Below are 24146 nucleotides of genomic sequence, written 5' to 3' on the forward strand. Positions count from 1 at the left end.
AAAATTCGTTTATCATTATAACGTTAAAAGAACCTGAAAACAAAATTAAAATATTTCGAAATAGAAAAAATTTCAAATTTAAACGGGATTAAGTTATAATAAATTTAATATAAGGATATAGTGATTATTATAAGTTGAGAGAGGGTACAAGATATGCGATATGAGCTTTTTTCTGTAAGTGGGGATCATATTACAACTTTTGAAAGTGCATGGCGTTTTCAGGAGGGAGAACAGATTTTTGTTCATGATGATCAAACAAAACGAAATTTTATTATTATCCGCCTAACGCATGATGTATTTCAACAAAATAAACATGTTATTCGTTTGTATTGTCAAGAAAAGAAAGTATACGCATAAAAGGGACCCCTCTTACTGTACAGAAAGAGGGGCTTTATCATTATAAAGATATAAAAAAGCGAGTCATCCTAGTTTAATAGAATGACTCGTTTTTCGCTTTGTAAGTTTCACTTTATAAGAAAATAAGAGTAAGTACACCTACGATAATACAATAGAAAGAGAAATATTTTAAATTTCCTTTTGCCATAATGTTCATAAACCATTTTAATGAAATGTACGTCATGATAAATGTTGCGATAAACGCAACGATATATGGCACGAATAATGTGTCTAGATTTGGATCTTTTGCAATGTCTGTAATACTTAGTAATAAACCACCTAAGCTAACAGGGATATATAGTAAGAATGAGAAACGAAGAGCTGTTTCTTGCTTCATACCAAGTAACATCGCTGCGACGATTGTTGCACCTGATCGGCTTATTCCAGGAATTAATGCGCAAGCTTGTGCTAATCCGACAATAATTGCATCTTTCATAGAAAGATCGCCATCATTTTTACGTCCACGTAAGTTTCTAATAATCCAAAGGCCGACAGCAGTAATAAGAAGGGAAATCCCAACCATTTTCACACCTTTTAAGTACTGGTCGATGTAATCTTTAAATAAAACACCGATAACACCTGCTGGAATGGTCGCAATAACAAGGTAAATTATAAAGAAGAAATCTGATTTTGCGTCCTCTGCTCTTGTAAAGATATAAGATAGACCATTCTTCGTTAGACGAATTAAATCATTTCTATAAATAAGTAATACAGCTAATAATGAAGCTGAATTAACAAGTAGTTCGAAGCTGAACCCTTCTATTTTTAGTCCTAGCAAATGTTGTGCTAAAACGAGGTGACCACTTGAAGAAATCGGAATTGGTTCTGTTAGCCCTTGGAACAGACCGAGAATTAAATATTTTAAAATGTAGTGAAATTGTTCCATAATAACCTCCTTGTTTATTAGTCGAAAGAAACAACTTGTCCATTATAACAAAGATACGGATGAATATTGAGAAGAAATAAATATTCGAAATATAATAAAAATCCCTTATAAAAGTATAAGGGATTTTTATTATTAATGAGAAACTACTGTTTCTTCAAGACTTTTCGTTAATTGAACATCGACTTTCTCAGCATCATGAATGTGATTCATAATAGTAGTATTTAACTTTTGGAACATTTGTTGTGTATTAGCGAATTCACGTAATATATCATCATTACAAGATTTTTGGTTTTCGATAGCTTTAATAACATTGGTAGCACCGTTTTGTAACGTTTGAATCATAATTAAAATATTTTCGATTCTAGCGTTTGTATCGGCACTCATTTCTACACCTTCATCGACTAAATGTAAATTATCTTTTGTGTTATCGTATGCTTTTTCAATTTCTTCTTGAATTTTTTTCGTTAAGTTGCCTATGTTTTTTGTACTTTCCGCTGTACTTTCTGCTAGTTTTCTTACTTCATTAGCAACGACAGCGAATCCTTTACCGTGCTCTCCAGCACGAGCAGCTTCAATACTCGCATTTAAAGCAAGTAAATTTGTTTGTGCTGCAATGTTTTGAATGACTTCTACAATTTGCTCGATTTCTTTTGAACGTTCACTTAAATGATTCATACTGTTAGACGTACGCTGAGATTGTTCACCTAATTTGTTAATTACAATAAGTAAACGGTGAACAGATTCTTTACCTTCATTAGAACAGTCAATAATTTCTTCAATAGATTGAATTAAGCTTTGTTCTTTTTGTAACATTTCGTTATTCAATTCATTGGAATGTGTCGTGCGCGTTGAAACATTTTCGAAACATAAGTTTAATTGTTGAACTAAATTTTGAAGTGTATGGTGCTGGCTATTTACAAGTTTATGTTCTTGAACAACGCTTTGTACACGATCGTGGATAGAAGAAATAGTCTCTTGTTGTTCGATATCCTTTTGTTTTAATTCTGCTTCTAGTTCTTGTATACGACTTTCTAATTGATCAATTTTATGTTGGAGTGATTTCTTTTGAGTAAACATATATTTATTTCAACCGCCTTTAGAAGTTATATTTTCTCTATATTTGGATTTTAGCATCTTTTATAATTTTTAAATATAGGAATTGTTAAATATTTAAGAATCTATTACATTTTATGCATAATTCCCTTTTTTTTGTCATGAAAAATAAACTGTATTTAATGGTATTGTAAACAAACTGTAAAATAAATCATGTATAACTGTATAAGAAGGGAGTCGGATTATGAACTATTTTAAGCGAATCAGTAGTCTAGTATTAGCAGGAATTATAGGTCTTTCTAGTACAGTCGCTGTTAAAGCAGAGTCAAACGACGAGAAACTTAACAACATGCAACAGCAATTGCAGCAAAACGATGCAGAAATGCAAAAGAAAGAGCAAGAGAAGCAAGCTGTTAATAAAGAAATTAAAGGTATCGAAAACGAACTACATAATTTAAATAATACAATTGCAAAAAATAAAGAGGATCAAGCTGCTATTCAACGTAAAATCGATGAAACACATAAGCAGATTGAGCAAAAAAAGAATGAAATTGTCGTTTTAGAGGATAAAGTCCTTGCTCGTAAGGATATTATGAGAAAACGTATGGTTTCTGTTCAAAACAGTTCAAATACGAGTTTAGTAGTAGAAGTTGTAGTAGAGTCAAAAAACTTTGCAGATTTCTTACAACGTATGAACGCAGTTTCTACTATTCTAGAAGCTGATAAAGAAATTTTACGTCTACAAGAACAAGATCTTCGTCAAATTGAAGAAGATAAGAAAACAATTGATGAAAAAGAAGCATCTTTAGTAGTAGACAAACAAAAATTAGCAAAAGCACAAGCTGAGTTGCAAGATAACTTGAAAAAGCGTCAAGCTAACTTACAAACAGTTCAAGATAAATATAATCAGGTTGCAAGCCAACTTAATTTAGCAGCAGAAGAGAAAGCTAAAATTGAGTCAAATATGAAGGCAGTGCAAGAAACAATTGCTCGTGAGCAAGAAGCAGCAAGAATTGCAGCAGAAGAGCGTGCGAAAGCAGAAGCAGCTGCAAAGGCTGAGCAAGAAGCTTTAGCTAAGGCACAGGCGGAAGTTGCTGAAAAGAAAAAGCAAGAACAAGCTAGTAAACCAGCTAGTAAACCAGCCGAACCTGTTGCTAATAATAATTCGAAGGTAGAACCTGCACAACCTTCTAAGCCAACTGCTGGTGGAAAAGAACTTTATGTACATGCAACAGCTTATACAGCAGACCCAGCTGAAAATGGTTATGCAGCAGGTCAACAAGTATATTCTGCATGGGGAGGCTATAATTTAACTGCAAACCCAGGAATGAAATTAATTGCGGTGGATCCATCTGTTATTCCATTAGGATCTACTGTAAATGTTGAAGGCTATGGAATTGCAATTGCAGCAGATACTGGTGGCGCGATTAAAGGTCACAAAATCGATGTTTTAATGCCGGATAAAGCTTCGTCTAGTAATTGGGGCAGAAAAAATGTTAAAGTTACAATTTTAAACTAAAACGTAATCCAACTTTACAAAACGTAAAGTTGGATTTTTTGTGAAAATAATGTTAAGTTGAGTTTACATTTTGTTAAGGAAAGCATACAATGAAATTAAGAGGTGGTAAATTTGTCCATTTTAAATAGAGTGAAGGAATTAAGAGCTCGATTTAATTTTTCGCAAAGTGTATTAGCAGAAAAGGTTGGAGTAACGAGACAAACAATCGCTGCAATTGAAAAAGGTGATTATGTTCCTTCATTGTTATTAGCACTTACGATTTGTGATGTATTCGAGTTAAAGATGGAAGATGTGTTTGTTTTAAATAAGGAGGGGGAAGAGGATGAATAGACTCGTATTTTCTTATATGCTAAATGTACTTTTAATGGTATTAGCAGGTTGGGCGTTTATTGAGTTGTATTATTTTACTATTGAAGTCGCTAATTTTATTCAAACGGAGAGAGTACCATCTGAAATTTCACTGAGTTTAATGCCGCTAGTATTACTTTTAATATTTGGTATTGTATCGACTGTTCTTTATAAAATTCAAAAGAAAAAATATAAAGAGCTCTCGTATTGGATGTTTCCACTATTATTTCCTCAAGAGGATGAGCGAGAAAAGGCAATTACAGAAAAGGCTTGTCGTACTACATTTATGTCACTATGGTACGTGCTGCCTTGTGCGGTTGGTTTTTTAACTCTTTCTCCAATTGCTAATCTATATGTTCCTGCATATCCAATATATATTGCATTTAGTATTTTCTTTATTCAAATGACGATTTTTCACGTATCCTTATATCGAAATAAAATCGCTTAAAAAGAAACCTTCTTGCACGTGCGAGAAGGTTTCTTTTTAGCTTATACTTGTACATATAGCAATATTATCTTATCATTTTATATAGAGTAAGATTTTGTAAGGGAAAGGAATTGTATATGAATAAGCAAAGAATTTATAGTATAGTAGCAATCCTTCTATTTGTTGTAGGTGGTGTGTTAATCGGAAAGCCATTTTATGATGGATATCAGGCTGAAAAGAAACAGACTGAAAATGTACAGGCTGTTCAAAAAATGGATTATGAAAAACATGAGACGGAATTTGTAGATGCTTCGAAAATTGATCAACCAGACTTGGCAGAAGTAGCGACTGCATCATTAGATAAGAAACAAGTAATTGGTCGTATTTCGATCCCGAGTGTTTCATTAGAACTTCCTGTTTTAAAATCTTCTACTGAGAAAAACCTATTATCAGGTGCAGCAACAGTAAAAGAAAATCAAGTAATGGGAAAAGGGAACTATGCATTAGCAGGACATAACATGTCTAAAAAAGGTGTTTTATTTAGTGATGTAGCCTCTTTAAAAAAAGGCGACAAAATTTATTTGTATGATAATGAAAATGAATATGAATATGCGGTTACTGGTGTATCTGAAGTAACTCCTGATAAGTGGGAAGTTGTAGAGGATCATGGGAAAGATGAGATAACGCTTATTACATGTGTATCTGTGAAAGATAATTCTAAACGTTACGTTGTTGCTGGTGATTTAGTAGGAACGAAGGCGAAGAAATAAAAAAGATGAGGGGAATCCCTCATCTTTTTTTAATCCATCCATTTCACTAATCTCTTAGAAATTAGTAATAAAACACAACCTAATACAATTGCTACAGCTCCGATTACTGTAAATACTTCAGCATATCCAAGTGAAGTTGTGAAGCTTGCAAGTTGTCCGCCTAAAATGTTAGCAATTCCTGAGCTTGCTAACCATACTCCCATTAATAAAGAAGCAAGTTTTACTGGGGCAAGTGCACTAACCATTGATAGTCCAACAGGTGATAAGAATAGCTCACCTAACGTATGGAAAAGATACGTAAAGACGATAAATAGTAAGTTTGCTTTTTCTGTAATGTTATGTTCATCACTACCTGTTTTTAATGTAGCGATAACGAGAATGATATAACCGATACCAAGCAAGATCATACCAAGTCCCATTTTAGTTGGGATTTTTAAATCCCCGCGCTTGCGAGTTGCAAGTTTTGCCCATAATGCTGAAATGACTGGAGCAAGTAAAATAATAAATAATGGATTGACCGATTGGAACCAAGATGTTGGAACTTCCCATCCGAACACAGAGCGGTCTACAAATTTGTTTGTATATAATGTTAATGAGCTACCAGCTTGTTCAAAGCCAGCCCAGAAGAAGACAACGAAGCATGTTAAAATGACGATAACTGCGGTACGTTGTTTTTCTTTTTTTGTTAACGGTGTATCTCCTACTGATGGTTGTCCATCTGTTGTTTGCAAATCACGAGTTGGTTTTTTACCGATATCACCAAGGAAGCGATTTGATAATGTTGTAAATAAAATTTGTCCAATGATCATTCCAATTGAAGCGGCTAAGAAACCGTAACGGAATCCGTAATGTACAACGCCATCAACTGTTGTTTTGAATAAATTTTCTGATAAAAAACCACAAACGAGTGGAGCTAAAAATGATCCGACGTTAATACCCATATAGAAAATGGTAAATGCACTATCACGTTTTGGATCGTTCTCTTCGTATAATTCCCCAACCAGTGTAGAGATGTTCGGTTTGAAGAATCCGTTACCGATAATAATAAGCGCTAATCCGAGGTATAGGCCGGCTTGGTTTTGCATGGCAAATAGTGTAAGGTTACCAATTGCCATTGTTATACCACCAATTGTGATCGCTTTTCGTCTACCTAGGAACCGGTCTGTTAAGTATCCACCAATCATTGGTGTGAAATAACAGGCTCCAGTGTAAAATCCGTAAATGGATAGTGCCCACGCAGGACTAAACCCAAGACCACCGCTTACTAAAGCTGTCGTTAAATATAATGTTAATAATCCTCGTAATCCATAGTAACTAAATCTTTCCCACATTTCTGTAAAGAAGAGTAAGTATAAACCTGGAGGATGTTTCTTTTTTCTTTGTTGTTCTCTTTCTAGTTGTATCGCTGATTCCATGTTATTTTCCTCCTGACACAAACAAAAACAAAGTTAATAATTTTGTACATTTAATATTTTACCTTATTAACTATTATAAGTCAATAAAGGTTGATTTTTCAGAAGAAATTGGAAAAGAGGGATAGCTATAGAATGGGTGTTTCTTTTATGTTAGACTATGGACTATGTTTTCTTTGTTAGGAAGCGAATTATTGCACTTTTTTATATGTGAAATTGATTTCATAAAAGATGAAATTAAAGAAGGAGAAACAAATGAAATTGTTACAGAAAAAAGAAATTTTACTGATTAGCCTTATGTTATTCTCGATGTTCTTTGGAGCGGGGAATCTTATATTCCCACCTTTCCTTGGGTATGAAGCAGGAGAACATGTGTGGATTTCATTAATAGGATTTATTATATCAGCAACAGGTCTTCCTATATTGGGTGTTATCGCTATTGCGAAAGCGGGAAGCTTTCAAACGTTAGCGGGGAGGGTTCATTCTTCATTCGCCATTATTTTCCCATGTATCGTGTATTTATTTATTGGACCAGGTCTTGGTATACCACGTGCAGGAAGTTTAGCTTTTGAAATGGGACCAGGTCAGTTCTTCACAGAATCGGGAAGTGTAGTTTTATTATGTTACACGGTTATTTTCTTTAGTATTGTGTACTGGTTAAGTTTATCACCGTCTAAATTAATGGGGTTGTTCGGAAAAGTTTTAACACCGTTATTATTAGGGATGATTGCCCTTATTTTTATAAAGAGTATGTTTACATCAGTAGGCAGTGTGAAAGAGGCTGCTGGAAACTATGGACAAGCTCCTATGTTCCAAGGCTTTTTAGATGGATATTTAACAATGGATGCGCTAGCCGCTTTAATTTTTGGGATTGTTATTGCAAATGCTCTTCGTGCAAAAGGTGTTGAAGATGATAAAGGTTTAGCGAAATATATGAGTATTGCTGGAATTGGTGCAGGACTATTATTATCTATTATTTATGTCATACTTGGATATGTTGGTTCAATTAGCGGTTCGTTAGGTACATTTGATAATGGGGCGAACGTGTTAGCGCAAGTTATGACTACATTATTTGGACAAGGCGGAGTCGTTTTATTAGGTCTTATTTTTACGATCGCTTGTTTATGCGTTTCAATCGGGCTTGTTACATCTTGTAGTCAATTTTTCGCAAGTGCATTTCCGAAAGTAGCGTATAAAGTTTGGGCATTTATATTAAGTTTTGCTAGTATGATTTTAGCTAATTTAGGATTAACACAAATTTTAAAAGTATCAGTACCGATTCTTGGATTTATTTATCCAGTTGCATTAACACTCATTATTCTAGGGTTATTCCATAAATATATTGGAAAGTATGCATACGTATATGCAGTAGCTGTTGGGATTGTAGCGGTATTTAGTGCAATCGATATTTTCAATAAAAATGTAATGATGAATCAGTGGACGTCAATATTGAAATACATTCCGTTTTATACAGAAGGTGTTGGATGGATTGTTCCAGCTATTATAGGTGTTTGTATTGGTGTCATCGTTAGTGTTGTTCTAAATAAGAATAAATGAGTAAAAAGGTGTTTTCCTATTTCGGAAGATACCTTTCTTTTTTTAGGAAAAATAGTATTGAAAATGAATAGACTAAGAGTATGATAAAGATAATTGGTAATATATAGATTTTGAATGAATGGTGAGGGGGGAGCGTATGAAGGAGGATTTAAATAAGAAAATAGAAGCGCTCGAAACGGCAATTGAAACAATTCAAGAAGCGCTTTTTGAATTGAAAGCAAAACAAAGAGAAATAGAAGTAGAAAATGCTCAGCAACATGTTAGTAAAGAAAAGAAAGAATATATTGAAACGGTAATGGAGGAAAAGCAAAAAGAAGAAGTAGTTACAATAAAGGAGCCCGTGCAAGAACGTGAGGTAAAACAAGTAGATATATCTGCATTTAAACCAGAACCATTTAATATTATTAAGTTTTGCCAAACTTGGTTGCCACGTATATTTGTCGGCATTATGTTACTTGGAGTAATCTGGTTATTTAAAGCAGGGGTAGATGCTGGATTATTAACACCTGTAATACGAATTGTGTTTGGTATTGTCCTATCAATCGGTTTTTATTATATAGGTGATATTCAAATTAAACGAGAGCGGCAAGCGTTGGGTTTAGTATTAGCAGGAGGAAGTATTACGGGTATAGTTTTAACGACATTTGCGGCGCATTATTTATATGGATTTATTCCAGCAAGTGTTGCGTTTGTATGTAATATTGCATGGGTCATTTTAGGTATTTATGTAGCGAAGAGGTATCAATCGGAATATCTTACTATATTCGTAGCCGTAGGAGCGTTCTTCGTGCCATTCTTATTAAATAGTACGACTCCTAATCCTTATATTTTCTTTGGATATGAGACGATACTAACACTTAGCTTATTATGGTATGCGTTGAAAAATCGTTATCAGTATTTATATATGATTTCTTATGCTGTTGCTGCTATTGTCCTTTTTGTTTTCTTTGCTATTATGTCAATGTTAGTAGAGGATTTGCAAATACAGTTAACGGTTGTTTATGGTTTGATTCACTTACTATTATTTTGGCATATGTTTACGGAGAGAAGTTTTATATTAGAGCCACGCTTGGCGATATTTAGTGCGAATGCAGTTCTCTTTATATTAGCCATTTCAAAAATACCTGAATTTACAACATGGGGATTAATGATTAGTGCACTCGTGCACGCTACTATGTTTGTGTTTGAATATAGGAAGAATAGACATTCTACATTTACAAATCTTTTATTTGGTTTCGCAATGGGTGCATTTAGTTTAGCGATTTTATATGAGTATAGTTTAGTAAATGCAGCGATTGTATTATTATTGCAAGGTTTCCTCGGTATGGTGACTGCTATTAAAGTAAAACAACAGGTGAAATTGTATGTTAGTGCGACGATTTACGCGATTGGAATGATACAAACTATTTTTAGTCCGTTTGATCATTTCATTTCAGCTGGGTTTGTTGCCCATATTATTTTAATAGGTACATTTTATTACTGCATGAAACAAGCGAAAGATGTGTTAAGGAGCTTCGGAAAATATGTTTATTCTATAACGCTCTATTGGTTTATGGTTATCGTATTTATTGCAATTACTAGAGTCGGTGAAGTGCTGTCTACAGATGGAAGTATAATAAGCGTATCTGTATCGTTATTATGGATGGTATATGCATTATTTGCCGTTTGGCTTGGACGGAATAAAAATATGAATGAAATATTGTATGCCGGCTTAGTCGTGTTAGTCGTAACGATAGGGAAGCTATTCCTTCTGGACTTACCAGAAGTATCGATGATGATCAGGGCTGTGTTATTCTTAATTGTAGGAAGTATAGGTATCGTTATTTCAAGAATGTTTTTCTCGAAAGAAGAGAAGTGAGAAAAAGGCAATCCGCATGCGGATTGCCTTCTTCATTATTTCTTATCAATTATTACAGTTTCATTGTATTTCGCTGTCGTATTTTGGCGTAGACGAAGAGTTGCTTGTCCAGCAGTATTTGGATTGATTTGTACATTTACAATCTTCTCAGCAGAACCTAAGCTGTTTGTTGTGAAAGAGAATGCACTACTATATCCAAAAGCAGATGGCCAAGAACCATTTGTATTTTGAACTTTTGCTACTTGTGTACCGCCAGTAGTGAATATACCTAAAGAGTAATTAGTGTATGTTGTGTTTGGTAATAAGTTATTTACTTGGATTTTTATTTGGAACACTTCATTGTTTGGTAGAGTGCTAGGGTGTGTAACTACGTAGTCGTTTGCTGTTACAGCACTGTTATAACCGTATGAACCTGGTTTAAAAGTGTTTGTATTAAACCATTGATAACCTGCATTTGGTGCACTCCAAGGTTCAGGTTGTGGCTCAGTTGATAAGCTTGGTTGTTCAAATGTTTGTAAAGTGGTAGGTAAATCAAGTTGTAAACCATTTACTTGATCTAAACTTGTAAATGTTTCTTTATTCGATAGCCAATTTACGATATTTTCTAGTAAGATAGCATCGTTTTCTTCTTTATATCCATCGTAAGTTTTCTTTGTTTGGCCAGAATCTTCACGAACGTATTTTGGCGATGCATCTTCAACTGGAGAAGAATCACCGATAAAGGCAGCTTTTCCAAGCCCTACTTTTGCGATAGCGGCATAAGGCCCCTCTGCAACGCCACCGCCGTTATAAACACCGCTATCAACAGCATTATTCCATTTTGACGGGTTTTCTGGAAGATAAACAAGCCCTTTTGCTAGTTTTGGGTTTGTAATTGCTAGAGTAGAACCTGCATGCATTGCTACAGATGAAACACCTTTTGTAATTCCGAATGATTGTTCAGGTGACACAATATTTTTAGCTGCAACATCACCGATTGCATTGTAGCGGAAGCGAATACCGAAGTTGTCAGATAGCCAATCAGAGCTTTCTACTCCTTGCATAGCTTGTGAATTTACTTCATCACTTGACATTCCTTTTGCAGGGTTATCCCATGCACCGCGTCTATATCCATTAAATACTTCAGAAGAGTCCCAGCGATTTTTATTACGATCTGCATTATAATGGTCAGCGATAAAGAAAATACTACCGCCATTTTTCACGTATTGTAACATAGCATCTTGTTCAGATTTTTTGTAAGGAATATTTGCTTCTGGAACGATAAACACATTGTAGTCTTTTAAATCTTCGTATGTAATTGGTGTTGATTTACGTAGTTCTTTTACATGATAGCCATTTTGAGCAATACCATTTCCGAAATCAGAAAAGCCACCATCAATAACCCAATCAGCGGTTCCGGCAGTTTGACCGTGTGTATTATCGAATAATACTTTTTTCCCATTGTTTTGATTTACAACTTTTGCAGCAATTTCAGGAGCTGGGTCTACAGAGCTTTCTGCATAAGTAGACGGTATGAACGAAGTCCCTATACTTAGTGTAATTGCTGTTGCTAAAGAAAATGTAATCCATTTTTTATTCTTCATAGAAGAATCCCCCTAATAATAAATATATGTGCTTTAATAATGTAATTTATTTTTCTGTAAAAATAAAGACGGAAAACATAAAAAATATTAAAAAATTGTAAAAATAACGTGAATTTTGTTGAGAAATATTTATATAGATTTAAAAACATCCCTTCCAAGTAATAAGGAAGGGATGTTTTGTTTAACTAATTTTTGAATTAGGTGTTTCATCAATTTTATGGAAACCTTTCATGTAATACACGATAGCTAAACCAATAAGCCAAATAGGACCAACAATCAATGCAATTCTTGTATCTTCTGAATACGCCATAATACCTAATACGAGTGCAAGGAAAGCGAGTGAGAAATATGAACTGAATGGATGTAAAGGCATTTTATATGTTAGCTTGTCCTTTTTATCAGTTTGCAAACCTTTACGGAATTTAATTTGAGCGATTAAAATGATCCCCCAAGTCCAAATTGCCCCGAAAGTTGAAATACTAGTCAGCCATGTAAACACTTTTGCGGGCACAAGATAGTTTAATATAACACCAACGAGTAAAACGATAGCTGTTGCTACAATTCCTTGACTCGGAATACCGTTTTTATTTAAACGACCAAATCTTTCAGGTGCTTTCTTTTGCTGAGCTAATGTAAATAGCATACGGCCTGTACTAAATAAACCACCATTACAAGAAGAAAGAGCTGCTGTTAATACGACAAAGTTAATAATCCCTGCTGCTTTTGCGATACCGATTTGCTGGAATGTTAATACGAATGGACTTCCTTTTTCCCCAAGTTCATTCCATGGATAAATTGCCATCATAACGAATAGAGCCCCAACGTAGAACAGTAATATTCTCCAAAATACGTTATCGATTGCTTTTGCGAGTGTTTTTTTCGGATTTTGAGCTTCACCCGCTGTAACACCGATTAATTCAACGCCTAAATAAGCGAATAACACCATTTGCATGGAGAGTAGTAACCCAGAAAAACCATTTGGGAACCAGCCACCATGTGACCAAAGGTTTGAAATACCAGTAGCGATACCACCGTTTCCAAATCCGAATAAAATAATACCAGCTCCAACAATTATCATACAGATAATTGTGACAATTTTGATGAGAGCAAACCAAAATTCAAGTTCTCCAAATACTTTTACGGATAAGAAGTTGAAAGCACTCATTAATAATAGAGCGAGTAAAGCCCAAGTCCAGCGCGGGATATCTGGGAACCAGTATTGCATGTAAATGCCAGCTGCTGTAATTTCAGCCATGCAAGTAACAACCCATAAAAACCAGTAGTTCCAGCCAGTAATATAGCCAGCTAGTGGTCCAAGGTAATCAGAGGCATATTTACTAAAAGAACCGGCAACAGGTTGTTCAATTGCCATTTCTCCGAGTGCTCGCATAATGAAAAAAATAACGAGTCCGGCGATCATATAACCTAGTAGAATAGAAGGGCCAGCTAGCTTAATAGCAGAAGCGGATCCTAAAAATAGTCCAACGCCAATAGCGGAGCCGAGCGACATTAAAGTAATATGTCGTTCTTTTAAACCGCGGTTTAAAGTTTCAGATTTGTTTGTGTGCTGCATAAGAAGAATCCCCCTTGTAGAGTGAACGATATTTGAATGCGTTTGCTAAATATTTAACTATTTCAAATTATAAAACATTTCTATCTGTTATGCTACAAAAATAATCATGATGAACTGTACTACATCTAAACTTGTCAGACTTAAACTTAAAATTCGAACTATTAGCGAATATATTGACTCTTCTTTTTATTGATTGTTAAGATTAAGTATTATATTTTCTCACATACTAGTAAGAAAAGAATATGTGATAATAATTCAGATGTAGGAAGGGTACATAACCATGTTTCAATTACAAAAATATAACACTTCTGTGAAGCAAGAGCTTTTAGCTGGCATCACAACTTTTTTTACATTTGCGTATATTCTTGTCATCAATCCGAAAATATTATCTGATGCAGGTGTACCATTTGATCAAGCTTTTACAGCAACTATTATTGCGACGGTTGTAGGAACGCTATGTATGGCGTTTTTAGCTAACTATCCAATTGTTATTGCTCCAGCTATGGGAATGAATGCGTATTTTGCTTATTCTGTTGTTCAACAGGCAGAGGGGATTACATATGTCATTGCGTTTTCAGCAGTATTTGTAACAGGTATCATTTTTCTTTTATTATCTTTCACTTCATTTAGGCAAAAGCTAATTGTCGCAATTCCTGATAGTTTAAAACATGCAATTGCAGGTGGAATTGGACTATTTATTGCTTTTATTGGATTACGCCTTTCTGGAATTATCGTTGATCATCCATCTAATTTAGTTACGATTGGTGATTTTCATTCTCCAGCCGTTATTTTAACTTTAATTGGTTTAATATTAGCGGCGGTATTAATGGCATTACGTGTGAGCGGTGCATTATTTATTAGTATGATTGTGACAGGAGTTATCGCCTTCTTTACAGGGCAACTGAAGTTTACGGATAAAATTGTTGCGATGCCTCATTTACCAGAGGGAATTATCGTTTCAAACCCAATCAATGCCTTTTCAGATGTAATTGAATACGGATTATATGGTGTTGTATTTTCATTTTTACTTGTACTGTTATTTGATACAACAGGTGCATTACTTGGTTTAATTAAACAAGCGGGTTTAATTACAGATAATACAGAGAAACGTTTTGGTAAAGCGTTTATTGCAGATGCAATTGGTGGGACTACAGGTTCTATCTTTGGAACAAGCCCAACAGCAGCGACGATTGAATCATCAGCTGGTATTGCTGCAGGTGGTAAAACAGGATTAACGGGTATTGTAGTTGTCGGTCTAACGATTATAACGGCATTCTTCAGCCCTGTGATTGCTTCTTTATCAAGTGTAGCCGCTATTACAGCTCCTTCATTAATTATTGTAGGTAGTCTAATGGCGCAAAGTCTTCGTGATATTAATTGGAATGAATTTGAAGATGCATTACCAGCATTTTTAATTTTTATCGGTATTCCGTTAACGTCTAGCATTGCGAATGGAATTGCAATTGGATTTTTAGTGTATCCAGTCTTAAAAATTGTGAAAGGGAAAGGGATGGAAGTACATCCGTTACTATACTTATTTACAATTTTATTTGGATGTCATTTATTCTTATAATATAGATATAGAAGAGGGAGCTTCTTATGGGAGGCTCTTTTTTTGTGTATAATAAAGTAAAAATCAAACGATTTTAGTAAAATATAAATTACCTAATGGAATATATATGTTACAATAAAGGCAGAGGAGGAACATGAATGGCTGTAAGTAAAATAAAAGTCGCGCGTGTTCAGTTAGATTTAACACAGCAACAATTAGCAGAAAAAGTAGGCGTTACAAGGCAAACGATTAGTTTAATTGAGAAGGGGAAATACAACCCGTCTTTAGATTTATGTTTGAAAATTTGTTATGCGGTAGACAAAACATTGAATGATTTATTTTGGGAGGAAGAGGAGTGAGGATTGTGAAAGATGAACGTTTAATGATTGAGGGGCTAAAACATATTAGACTCGTTTTCATCTTACAAAATATCGTCATACTAGGTATCGTTTTTTATCGCTACGTTTTGCAAGGTGCAGGATATGAAAGTGTTTCGGATTTATTAATGGTATTTATGGGCGGGATCGTAGTCATTAACTTCTTAAATTTAAAACATTCTGTAGAGGCATATGAGCATACAGGTGGAGTATCACGCAGCTATTTTATGAAATTATTATTTATTCCAGTAGGTATTGTTATTGGAATTTTAGCTATTTGTATTATTGTAACACCAGATATTGCTATAAAGGAAATTAGTATGACAGGACTTATTATGTTTGCTTGTTTTTTAGTTCCTAGTTTGTTTATATACATATATATGAGAAAAATAAAAAGTGAAGATTGAAATATAAGAAAAGCTTTCTCATATTGCGGAAAGCTTTTCTTATATTCTTTTATACAGTACTTTATGAAGGCCAATCGGTTCAATTTCAAAGATTTCACCATGTTCCTGAAAGCCTAAGCGCTTGTAATAGTCAGCTACAGTAATTCGGCCATTACACCATAATATATTTGCTTTACGTTCTTGCAAGACTTGCTCCGCCTTCTGAATTAAGGAACTTCCAGCACGTTTGTTTCGAAATTCAGGTAATGTGGCCATTCCTCGTAGACGATAATGAACACCTGCTAGTAAGTCAGGGTATATCTCTTTTGAGAAGGAAGCGATACTAATTAGTTCATCGTTTATAAATGCGCCTAAGTGAAAGGTGTCTGTTTCATAGTCGGAAGAGTATTTACAATCTGCTAATGTTTGATTCGGGCGTAAAATTTTTTGACGTAATACGTAAGTTTCAGATCCCTCAATATTTTTCACGGTAATCATATTAACATCCTTTCTTATAAGGCGTTTTCTGTTAGTTGTATAAAGAAATAGGCAGGTGCGGCGAAAAGTCCGAGTATGCTAGCAATTCCGAGAAGGAGTGAAAGTAAGAGGCAAGAGTATTTTATTCCATTCGATTTTTTCCATCCGTAACTACAAATTTCAATGCTAACACCGATGAGAATAATGGCAACGAGTATTTCCGCCAATAATAAAAGAGCTAAAGTTACAATAGACATAATGTGATCCATCCTCATAATATGTGATAGTAACATTTTACCATATGGAATGGAAAAAAATGCCCCTCAATTATGTAAGGGGCATTTTTTATTCTAATATGTTTTTCAACGTATCAATATGTTCTTTTGAACCTGTGACAAGCAATGTATCACCATGTTGTAGTCTCGTATCACCATGCGGGATTAATGCTTTATTACCGCGGTAAATTTGAATGACGAGTACATCCCCTAAAAACGGAAGGCGACGTAGTGCAACACCGTTATATGTATTGCTACGTAGTTCAACTTCACGAACTGTTTCATTTGCTGTTGTAATTAAGCGAACGAGACTCGGTTTATCAATTAGTGCACGTAACAGAATACGTGTAGAGTTAATTGTTGAGAATACGGCGATATGTTCTTGCGTTGCTTTTTCTTGTAGAAGTGGATCTTCTACACTTGCAATAACATGTTCAACACCTAGATCTTTTGCGTGTTCCGCCAATAATAAGTTTTGTTCATCATCACTTGTTGCAACAACAACGCGGTCTGCGTTAAATGCTGTTTGTTCAGTTAATGAAGCGATTGTGATGTCATCTAATTTTACGATAGGGAAGTCATGTGATTTCGCTTCCTCATCATTTATTTTATTTTGACGCATCATATAAAGTGTTACGTCATAATCTTCTCGTTTTAAATCAAGTGATAACGGAAGGGTAATTCTGCTCGCACCAATAATAGAAACTTTTGGTTTTGGTGTTTCTACTTTTGGGAACATCTTTTTAAATAATATAGGTGCAAAAATACAAGTAATAACTGCGCTTAAAATAAGGGAAGCAGATAAACTCGGACTGATGATTCCTAGTTTTTCACCAATTTGTGCAGCTGCAATAACTAAAGAAAGTGTCGATGTTAATAAGATGGCACTTCCTAGTACGATATTACGTGGATACCATTTTCGTAAGACGAGTGATGGTAACAGTTTTGAGATAAAGAGTCCTACAATTAAAATTGGGATCATTAGCATGCTAGAAGGTTCTTTAAAAATAGACCAAACTTCTAGATTCACACCAACCATTACGAAGAAAATAGGGATGAAGAAACCGTAGCCGATGGAATCCAGTTTTTCAATCATATCTTCATTTGGTGATAATAACGATACGAGTACCCCTGCTAAGAAGGCACCTAAAATATTTTCAGCTCCAACAGATTCAGATAACCCAACTAATATTAAGATGAGTGCAAAAACAGCTCGTGTATCAATTTGTACACTACCAGCTTTTAAGCTATCTAAGTATGGAATGTTTTTAAAGCGTTTTGCAATGAAGTAAATAACAATACCAGCGCCGAATAGAAGAAGAAGGAGCCACATGCTTTGGCCGCTTTCGGAATTTAATCCGACGAATACAGCGAGTAAAATCATTGTAACTAAATCTGCAATAACAGCGACTAATAAAATGATTTGTCCGATTGCCGTTTTTCCTAAGTTATTTTCTTTTAATGTTGGTACAACAACACCTAAAGAAATAGTTGAAATAATTAAAGTCATAAACATTGCATTATCCACGAATCCTAGCCATACGAACAGTAATGATAGGGCATAAGATAAGATGAAAATAAATAAGAAGATAATGCTTGCTGCTTGGAATGTGTTTGGTTCGTTTGTCGTATTCTTTTTCCCTTTTTGTTTAAAGATAGAAAAATCAATTTCTAAACCGCTTAAGAACATTAAGAAGATAAATCCTAGTGTCGATAAGACTTGAAGCCACATATCTGGCTCAATAATATTAAACCCACTTTTACCTACAAAGATTCCTGCGATGATTTCTGCAACAACGACAGGAAGTGCTTTTAATTTAAAGCGTTGTAACAAAAGGGGAACGAAAAACGCGATTGCAACGACAACCATAAGTGATAGAACAGAAGTATGATGTTCCATTGCGTTCTCTCCCTTCAAATAAATATAGTACCTATTTAGCCATATAATAGGTAGAAAAGCAACGCATATGGATTCGATTTCATAAAGAAAGAGTTTTCTTAAGATTTGTCATAATAAGTATATTTTTCATGATTCTGTTGTTAATTTCGTAATGTGGATGTAATAGGGGAGGGGATAAAGTGAAGGCTTTTACGGGCAGTTGATCCCCCTGGGGTCTTACTGCTCGTTAATGAGGGATAAAAAAAAGACTGCTGAGGAATCTCAGCAGTCTTTTTCATGTACATTACATTGAGAAGAAGATCCATACAGTTAAACCAACTGTTGCAGTTGCAACGAAGAAACTGTATATCATTGTAAGGATTTGAACTCTTCCTTCTCCTTCTTTTAAATGCATGAACATAATTAATTGTAACAACGCTTGCGCAACAGCCATTACGATAATAGTTGTTAAGATCGTTGAAAGTGGCAAGTTTGTATAAAGTGCCACGTATAACGCTAGAAACGTTAGTGCAAGCGATAAAATAAATCCGAAAACGTGTGACCAAGGGAATCCGCTATGCGCATGCCCGTTTGCTTGGTTGTTATTTTGATCCATTTACGCCACCATCCCGTTCAAGTAAACTAGTGTGTAAATAAATACCCAAACTAGATCAAGGAAATGCCAATATAAGCTGATAATGAATACTTTACGCGCTGTAACTGGTGTTAAACCTCGTTTTAAAATTTGGATAATAACACAAGTTGCCCAAATGATACCGCCTGTTACGTGGGCACCATGTGTCCCAAGAAGAACGAAGAATGCAGATAGGAAAGCACTTGTTTGAATTGTTGCGCCTTCACCGATGTACATAATGAACTCTTCGATTTCAAAGAATAGGAAACCTGCACCTAAAAGTAATGTAAGGATGAACCATCCAAGCATTGCTTTTTGGTTGTGCTTACGCATTTCGTGAATTACGATACCACATGTGAAACTACTTGTTAAAAGTAGTAATGTTTGAATTAAAAGCGTTTTAAGTTCAAACAGTTGCGCTGGGGTTGGGCCATCTGCCGTACGACCAGCAAGTACTAGATAAGAGGCGAAAAGTGTTGCGAACAGCATAATTTCAGCCCCAAGAAAAATCCAAAATCCTAGGATATTCAATCTGCTTTGCTCGGATTGATATTCCAAAGGTAAGCTTTTATCTAAAGCCGCCATATCATTTCACCTCTCATGCTATATGTTCTGTTTCTTTAATTTCATCAACGCTTACGTAGTAGCCATCATCATAATCGAACGAACGATAGATTAAGCAAGCTAAAATACCAACGCCGCCGATTGCTGCAAGCCAGAACCAGCTAAATACTAATGCGAAACCTGCAAGACCGAAGAATAAAGACGCAATAATAGGCACACCAGAGTTACTTGGCATGTGAATTGGTTTTAAATCTTCTGCTGCTGGTGTAACTGTTTCTCCGCGTTTTTTCATGTACCAGAAAGCATCAGCTTCTTTGATTTCAGGAAGTTTCGCGAAGTTGTAATGTTGTACAGGAGATTGAGTTGCCCATTCAAGTGTACGGCCATCCCATGGATCTCCAGTTGTGTCACGTTCACCGTGACGAGCACTCCAAATTACGTTGTAACAAAGAATTAGGAAACCAATACCCATCATTACCGCACCAACAGATGCGATTTGGTTTAGCCATCCCCATCCAAGACTTTCAGAGTAAGTGTACATACGACGAGTCATACCGTCTAAACCTAAGAAGTACATTGGGAAGAAACAGATATTGAATCCGCTCATAAAGATCCAGAATGTCCATTTACCTAGGCGTTCGTTTAACATATGACCAGTCATTTTTGGATACCAGAATGTGAATCCAGCAAGCATAGCGAATACTGTACCTGCGATTAATACGTAGTGGAAGTGAGCAATTAGGAAGTAGCTGTTATGGTACTGATAATCAGCTGCTGCCATACCAAGCATAACCCCTGTAACCCCACCGACTACGAAGTTTGGAATAAATGCCAATGACCAAAGCATTGGAACTGTAAAACGAATACGTCCTTTATACAGTGTAAACAACCAGTTAAAGATCTTAACCCCGGTTGGAATCGAAATCGCCATTGTCGAAATCGAGAAGAATGAGTTAACCGCTGGACCTGCACCCATCGTGAAGAAGTGATGAAGCCATACGACGAAACTTAGTAAAGAAATTGCAACCATTGAGTATACCATCGCACTGTAACCGAATAGACGTTTACGTGAGAATGTACTAATGATTTCAGAGAAAATACCGAATGCCGGTAAAATAACGATATATACTTCAGGGTGACCCCATACCCAGAATAGGTTGGCCCATAACATTGGCATACCGCCGCTCGCCATCGTAAAGAAGTGAGCATCGAATAGGCGGTCAAATGTCATTAATGCAAGAGCAACTGTTAATACTGGGAAAGCGAAAATAATGATAACTGTTGTAATTAAGATTGACCAAGTAAACATTGGCATTCTCATTAAAGTCATACCAGGTGTACGCATTTTTAAGATAGTAACAAGGAAGTTAATACCGGTCATTAGCGTACCGAGACCTGAAATCTGTAATGCAATTGCGTAGTAGTTATTTCCTACACCAGAAGTAAACTCTGTACCTGCCATTGGGAAGTAAGAAGTCCACCCAGCGTCTGGAGAACCACCGATTACGAAAGCGATGTTAAATAGCATTGCTCCGACGAAGAATAACCAGAAACTTAAAGCATTTAAGAACGGATATGCAACGTCACGAGCACCAATTTGTAATGGTACTACAAGGTTCATTAATCCCATAACGAATGGCATGGCCATGAAAAGAATCATAACTGTACCGTGTGTTGTGAAGATTCCGTTATAGTGTTCAGCATTTAAATAAGTTGTTTCTGGGAATGTTAACTGTGCACGGATCATTAAACCGTCCATACCACCACGGAATAACATGATAACCGCAGAGATAATATACATGGCCCCAATCTTTTTATGGTCAACAGTTGTTAACCATTCGTCCCAAAGCCATTTCCATTTTTTATACTTTGTTAGTACGAAAATGATTGCTAATGTCACAAGAACGATAGAAGCGTCTGCACCGTAAATAATCGGGTCACCTGTGACAAAGAATTCATCAAGCTTCACTGTGTTCACTCCAATCTGTTGGAATAATAGCTATTATTTTTTGTTTTTGTAGTAGTTGTAATCACAATATTCAAGTGATTTTGGATCTACATAACTTAAGTGGTGACTAGAGAATGTCATACGACCAACTACACCAGGTTTAACAATTTCGTTGTACTTATCTTCTGTTAGTTTAGGAGCAGTTTGTTGTACTTCTTTAACCCACTTGTCATATTTCTCTTTAGTTTTTGCTTCAACTTCGAACTCCATATGTGTGAATCCTTCACCAGAGAAGTTCGCACTACGGCCTAGGTAAGAACCAGGCTTATCAGCTTGTAAATAAAGATCCATAATCATGCCATCCATAGTGTACTTCATACCACCAAGTTCTGGTACCCAGAAAGCATTCATTGGACCGACAGAAGTCAGTTTGAATTGAATTGGTACACCAGCTGGGATGTTTAAATAGTTAACGGTTTCAATTTTTTCCTCTGGGTAACTGAATAACCATTTCCAGTTTGCAGATGTAACATAAATCTCAACTGGTTTAATATGTTTGGACTCTGCCGGAACCTCTTCCGAAGCATACGTTGCTTTTACTGTTGGAATCGATAATGCGATAACGATAATAACAGGAACAAGCGTCCAAATAATTTCTAATAATGTGTTACCGTGTTGTTCAGGTGGCTCGTAGTCCATATTCTCTGGTTTTTCACGATAACGAATCAAGATGACTGTAAACAAGATGAATACAATTGCGATAATTAATGACATAAGCAAGAATGACCAAACAATTAAATCATACTGTGCTTTTGCAACAGGTCCTTGCGGATTTAATACTGCGAGTTTCTTATCACAGCCGCCGAGGAACAGAAGTAATGATAACGGAAGAAGCGAAGCCAGCTTCCAAAACGTTTTCTTTAGTTGCACGATTGAAAATCTCCTTTCTCCTTGGATTGAAACTATGCCAATAAAACAATATAAACCTATTAATTTATAGATGGCAATAGTTTTTGTGATATTGTTAAAAAATAGACACAAATGCACACTTTTTAAGGTGAATATCATTTGTAACTTGATAACATTGTAAACTATTTTCCAGTGAAAAACGTGATTGTGGAAATTTTAAGATAAATAAAGTTATACCAAGATATCCAAGAAATAGAAAAAAGCTATCTTATGATAAGAAAGATAGCTGAATATTTTGTATATTTAGTTTACTTCTTTTTTTAGATTTATTTGTTGTTCAAATGTGACAACTTTTTTATATTTTAATTGGTATAAAATGTAACAAAAAATCATAAATGGAATACCACAATAAAGAGCAATTCTCTGATCTGGAATGAAAGCTAAACTAACAAATGTAATGAAATTGAGTGAGAATGCTACGATTGGAACGATTGGATAAAGCGGTGTGCGATATTTTAAATCATTAATGTCCCCGCCGTTTTTTAAGAAATTTCTACGGAAGAAAAACTGTGAAGCTGCGATTGACATCCAAACTACGACAGCGGCCATAGCTGCAATAGATGTTAAAATTAAAAAGACAGTATCTGCCGCAAATATACTTGTTAATAGAGACAAACTTGCAAAAAATAGACTGAAAATTAATGCGTTTAGTGGCACTCCTTTTTTAGTTAACTTCGTAAAAGCTGGACTTGCCATTCCTTGTTTTGCCATCGCCCAAAGCATACGAGAATTTGCGTATAGACCAGAGTTGGCTACGGATAATACTGCTGTAATAATAACAAAGTTCATAATGTCAGCTGCATATGGAACACCAGCCACATCAAATACAAGTACAAATGGACTTTCGACTAGATTAGCCTCTTGCCATGGGAGTAAACCTACAACAACTGATATTGCTAGGACGAAGAAGAAGAGGGTTCGCCAAATGGTATTTTTAATCGCTTTTGGAATTGTTTTCTCAGGGTTTTCACTTTCTCCTGAAGCAATTCCGATTAATTCTGTTCCTTGGAAGGAGTAATTTACTGTAATCATCGTAAGAAGAACAGCTAATGCACCGTTTGGAAATAATCCGCCATTTTCAGTGAAATTGTGAAGCATTGGCGCTGGTTTTCCATTAAAGTCTAGTAGACCGAACATAACTGCACCACCGAGTACGATGAAAATAACAATGGTTGCGACTTTTACACTTGCGAACCAAAATTCTGCTTCTGCATATGCTTTTGCTGATAATGCGTTTACAAGAAAGAGTGCTGCTGCAAATGTAACACACCAAATCCACGAAGAAACGTCTGGAAACCAACGTTTCATTAAAATACTTACAGTTGTTAACTCTACCCCAACTGTAACAGCCCAATTTAACCAATACATCCAACCGACAACAAATCCAAAACCAGGTGAAATAAATTTGCTTGCATAGCTTTGGAATGAACCTGCTTCTGGCATAGCAACTGATAATTCACCAAGACATAACATCGTTAAATACATAACAAATCCACCGACTAAAAATGCAAGAATAGCACCACCAGGACCGGCATTATGGACGATTTGACCAGATCCCATAAATAGGCCAGTTCCGATAACACCACCAAGTGCAATCATAAATAGGTGTCTACTTTTCATTGTTCGTTTTAAATCTGTTTGTTCTACTTGTTGATTCATATGCCCCTCACCCCGTTATTTTCTTGTATGTATGAATTGATTTT

At 35.5% G+C, this 24146-nt stretch carries 23 protein-coding genes; 10 read left to right on the forward strand and 13 right to left on the reverse strand.

Annotation, left to right across the window (positions count from 1 at the left end):
- Positions 1 to 153: 153 nt before the first annotated feature.
- The gene (locus GFJ36_RS02960) at positions 154 to 357 is read left to right on the forward strand and encodes a hypothetical protein (RefSeq protein ID WP_001268332.1); all 204 of its coding nucleotides are present in this window, start codon (positions 154 to 156) and stop codon (positions 355 to 357) included.
- A 112-nt stretch (positions 358 to 469) separates the two neighbouring features.
- Here the strand turns inward: GFJ36_RS02960 and GFJ36_RS02965 are convergent, their stop codons facing one another.
- Positions 470 to 1282: an undecaprenyl-diphosphate phosphatase gene (locus GFJ36_RS02965; protein WP_044791332.1), complete on the reverse strand. Its 813-nt coding sequence runs from the start codon at positions 1280 to 1282 to the stop codon at positions 470 to 472.
- 132 nt (positions 1283 to 1414) lie between these two features.
- Positions 1415 to 2359: a methyl-accepting chemotaxis protein gene (locus GFJ36_RS02970; RefSeq protein ID WP_087983311.1), complete on the reverse strand. Its 945-nt coding sequence runs from the start codon at positions 2357 to 2359 to the stop codon at positions 1415 to 1417.
- Positions 2360 to 2579: 220 nt separating this feature from the next.
- On the opposite strand from GFJ36_RS02970, the gene GFJ36_RS02975 reads away from it, so the two are divergent.
- The 4 genes from GFJ36_RS02975 to GFJ36_RS02990 all read left to right on the forward strand — a co-directional run bounded on the left by GFJ36_RS02975 (position 2580) and on the right by GFJ36_RS02990 (position 5399).
- On the forward strand, positions 2580 to 3854 hold the full coding sequence (locus GFJ36_RS02975; protein WP_088608988.1) for a 3D domain-containing protein: 1275 nt from the start codon (positions 2580 to 2582) through the stop codon (positions 3852 to 3854).
- A gap of 111 nt (positions 3855 to 3965) precedes the next feature.
- Positions 3966 to 4184: a helix-turn-helix transcriptional regulator gene (locus GFJ36_RS02980; RefSeq protein WP_141542835.1), complete on the forward strand. Its 219-nt coding sequence runs from the start codon at positions 3966 to 3968 to the stop codon at positions 4182 to 4184.
- Complete coding sequence (locus tag GFJ36_RS02985; protein ID WP_088061909.1) at positions 4177 to 4650, forward strand: DUF2178 domain-containing protein; 474 nt, start codon at positions 4177 to 4179, stop codon at positions 4648 to 4650. Before GFJ36_RS02980 ends, GFJ36_RS02985 begins: the two co-directional genes overlap by 8 nt.
- A gap of 116 nt (positions 4651 to 4766) precedes the next feature.
- Positions 4767 to 5399, forward strand: a complete 633-nt coding sequence (locus GFJ36_RS02990; RefSeq protein ID WP_088061911.1) for a class A sortase — start codon at positions 4767 to 4769, stop codon at positions 5397 to 5399.
- 29 nt (positions 5400 to 5428) lie between these two features.
- Here GFJ36_RS02990 and GFJ36_RS02995 read toward each other — a convergent pair whose 3' ends face one another.
- Positions 5429 to 6814, reverse strand: coding sequence for a peptide MFS transporter (locus tag GFJ36_RS02995; protein WP_088061913.1), 1386 nt, complete (start codon positions 6812 to 6814; stop codon positions 5429 to 5431).
- A 252-nt stretch (positions 6815 to 7066) separates the two neighbouring features.
- Here GFJ36_RS02995 and brnQ1 point away from each other — a divergent pair, with 252 nt between their 5' ends.
- Both brnQ1 and GFJ36_RS03005 read left to right on the forward strand, forming a co-directional pair.
- On the forward strand, positions 7067 to 8368 hold the full coding sequence (gene brnQ1, locus GFJ36_RS03000) for a branched-chain amino acid transport system II carrier protein BrnQ1 (RefSeq protein ID WP_088608989.1): 1302 nt from the start codon (positions 7067 to 7069) through the stop codon (positions 8366 to 8368).
- Positions 8369 to 8504: 136 nt separating this feature from the next.
- Positions 8505 to 10226: a DUF2339 domain-containing protein gene (locus GFJ36_RS03005; protein WP_088061917.1), complete on the forward strand. Its 1722-nt coding sequence runs from the start codon at positions 8505 to 8507 to the stop codon at positions 10224 to 10226.
- Positions 10227 to 10261: 35 nt separating this feature from the next.
- Here GFJ36_RS03005 and GFJ36_RS03010 read toward each other — a convergent pair whose 3' ends face one another.
- Both GFJ36_RS03010 and GFJ36_RS03015 read right to left on the reverse strand, forming a co-directional pair.
- Entirely contained in the window at positions 10262 to 11809 is a 1548-nt protein-coding gene (locus GFJ36_RS03010; protein ID WP_088061919.1) for a DNA-binding protein, read from the reverse strand.
- Between the two features lie 181 nt (positions 11810 to 11990).
- Positions 11991 to 13382 (reverse strand): amino acid permease, encoded by a 1392-nt coding sequence (locus GFJ36_RS03015; protein ID WP_087983295.1) that lies wholly within the window; start codon positions 13380 to 13382, stop codon positions 11991 to 11993.
- Between the two features lie 280 nt (positions 13383 to 13662).
- Between GFJ36_RS03015 and GFJ36_RS03020 the strand changes: the two genes are divergently transcribed.
- From GFJ36_RS03020 to GFJ36_RS03030, 3 genes are all read left to right on the forward strand, one after another.
- Positions 13663 to 14955, forward strand: a complete 1293-nt coding sequence (locus GFJ36_RS03020; protein WP_087983292.1) for an NCS2 family permease — start codon at positions 13663 to 13665, stop codon at positions 14953 to 14955.
- 137 nt (positions 14956 to 15092) lie between these two features.
- Entirely contained in the window at positions 15093 to 15293 is a 201-nt protein-coding gene (locus tag GFJ36_RS03025) for a helix-turn-helix transcriptional regulator (RefSeq protein ID WP_000301181.1), read from the forward strand.
- Positions 15290 to 15718, forward strand: a complete 429-nt coding sequence (locus GFJ36_RS03030) for a hypothetical protein (RefSeq protein ID WP_088608991.1) — start codon at positions 15290 to 15292, stop codon at positions 15716 to 15718. The genes GFJ36_RS03025 and GFJ36_RS03030 overlap by 4 nt, the downstream gene beginning before the upstream one ends.
- Positions 15719 to 15757: 39 nt before the next feature.
- On the opposite strand, the gene GFJ36_RS03035 is transcribed toward GFJ36_RS03030, so the two are convergent.
- The 8 genes from GFJ36_RS03035 to GFJ36_RS03070 form a co-directional block, all read right to left on the reverse strand.
- The gene (locus GFJ36_RS03035) at positions 15758 to 16195 is read right to left on the reverse strand and encodes a GNAT family N-acetyltransferase (protein WP_000633772.1); all 438 of its coding nucleotides are present in this window, start codon (positions 16193 to 16195) and stop codon (positions 15758 to 15760) included.
- A gap of 14 nt (positions 16196 to 16209) precedes the next feature.
- The gene (locus GFJ36_RS03040; RefSeq protein ID WP_141542836.1) at positions 16210 to 16467 is read right to left on the reverse strand and encodes a DUF4022 family protein; all 258 of its coding nucleotides are present in this window, start codon (positions 16465 to 16467) and stop codon (positions 16210 to 16212) included.
- A 52-nt stretch (positions 16468 to 16519) separates the two neighbouring features.
- Positions 16520 to 18349: a monovalent cation:proton antiporter family protein gene (locus GFJ36_RS03045; RefSeq protein ID WP_097890004.1), complete on the reverse strand. Its 1830-nt coding sequence runs from the start codon at positions 18347 to 18349 to the stop codon at positions 16520 to 16522.
- 283 nt (positions 18350 to 18632) lie between these two features.
- Positions 18633 to 18944: a cytochrome aa3 quinol oxidase subunit IV gene (qoxD, locus tag GFJ36_RS03050; protein ID WP_000372611.1), complete on the reverse strand. Its 312-nt coding sequence runs from the start codon at positions 18942 to 18944 to the stop codon at positions 18633 to 18635.
- Positions 18945 to 19547: a cytochrome aa3 quinol oxidase subunit III gene (qoxC, locus tag GFJ36_RS03055; protein ID WP_000729314.1), complete on the reverse strand. Its 603-nt coding sequence runs from the start codon at positions 19545 to 19547 to the stop codon at positions 18945 to 18947.
- A 13-nt stretch (positions 19548 to 19560) separates the two neighbouring features.
- Entirely contained in the window at positions 19561 to 21495 is a 1935-nt protein-coding gene (gene qoxB, locus GFJ36_RS03060; protein ID WP_048562936.1) for a cytochrome aa3 quinol oxidase subunit I, read from the reverse strand.
- A gap of 33 nt (positions 21496 to 21528) precedes the next feature.
- The gene (locus GFJ36_RS03065) at positions 21529 to 22404 is read right to left on the reverse strand and encodes a cytochrome aa3 quinol oxidase subunit II (protein WP_046957295.1); all 876 of its coding nucleotides are present in this window, start codon (positions 22402 to 22404) and stop codon (positions 21529 to 21531) included.
- A gap of 282 nt (positions 22405 to 22686) precedes the next feature.
- Positions 22687 to 24102, reverse strand: a complete 1416-nt coding sequence (locus GFJ36_RS03070) for an amino acid permease (RefSeq protein WP_097890003.1) — start codon at positions 24100 to 24102, stop codon at positions 22687 to 22689.
- Positions 24103 to 24146 lie beyond the last annotated feature (44 nt).

The sequence above is a fragment of the Bacillus sp. EE-W1 genome (genome assembly GCF_009760835.1).
Taxonomy (GTDB): domain Bacteria; phylum Bacillota; class Bacilli; order Bacillales; family Bacillaceae_G; genus Bacillus_A; species Bacillus_A wiedmannii.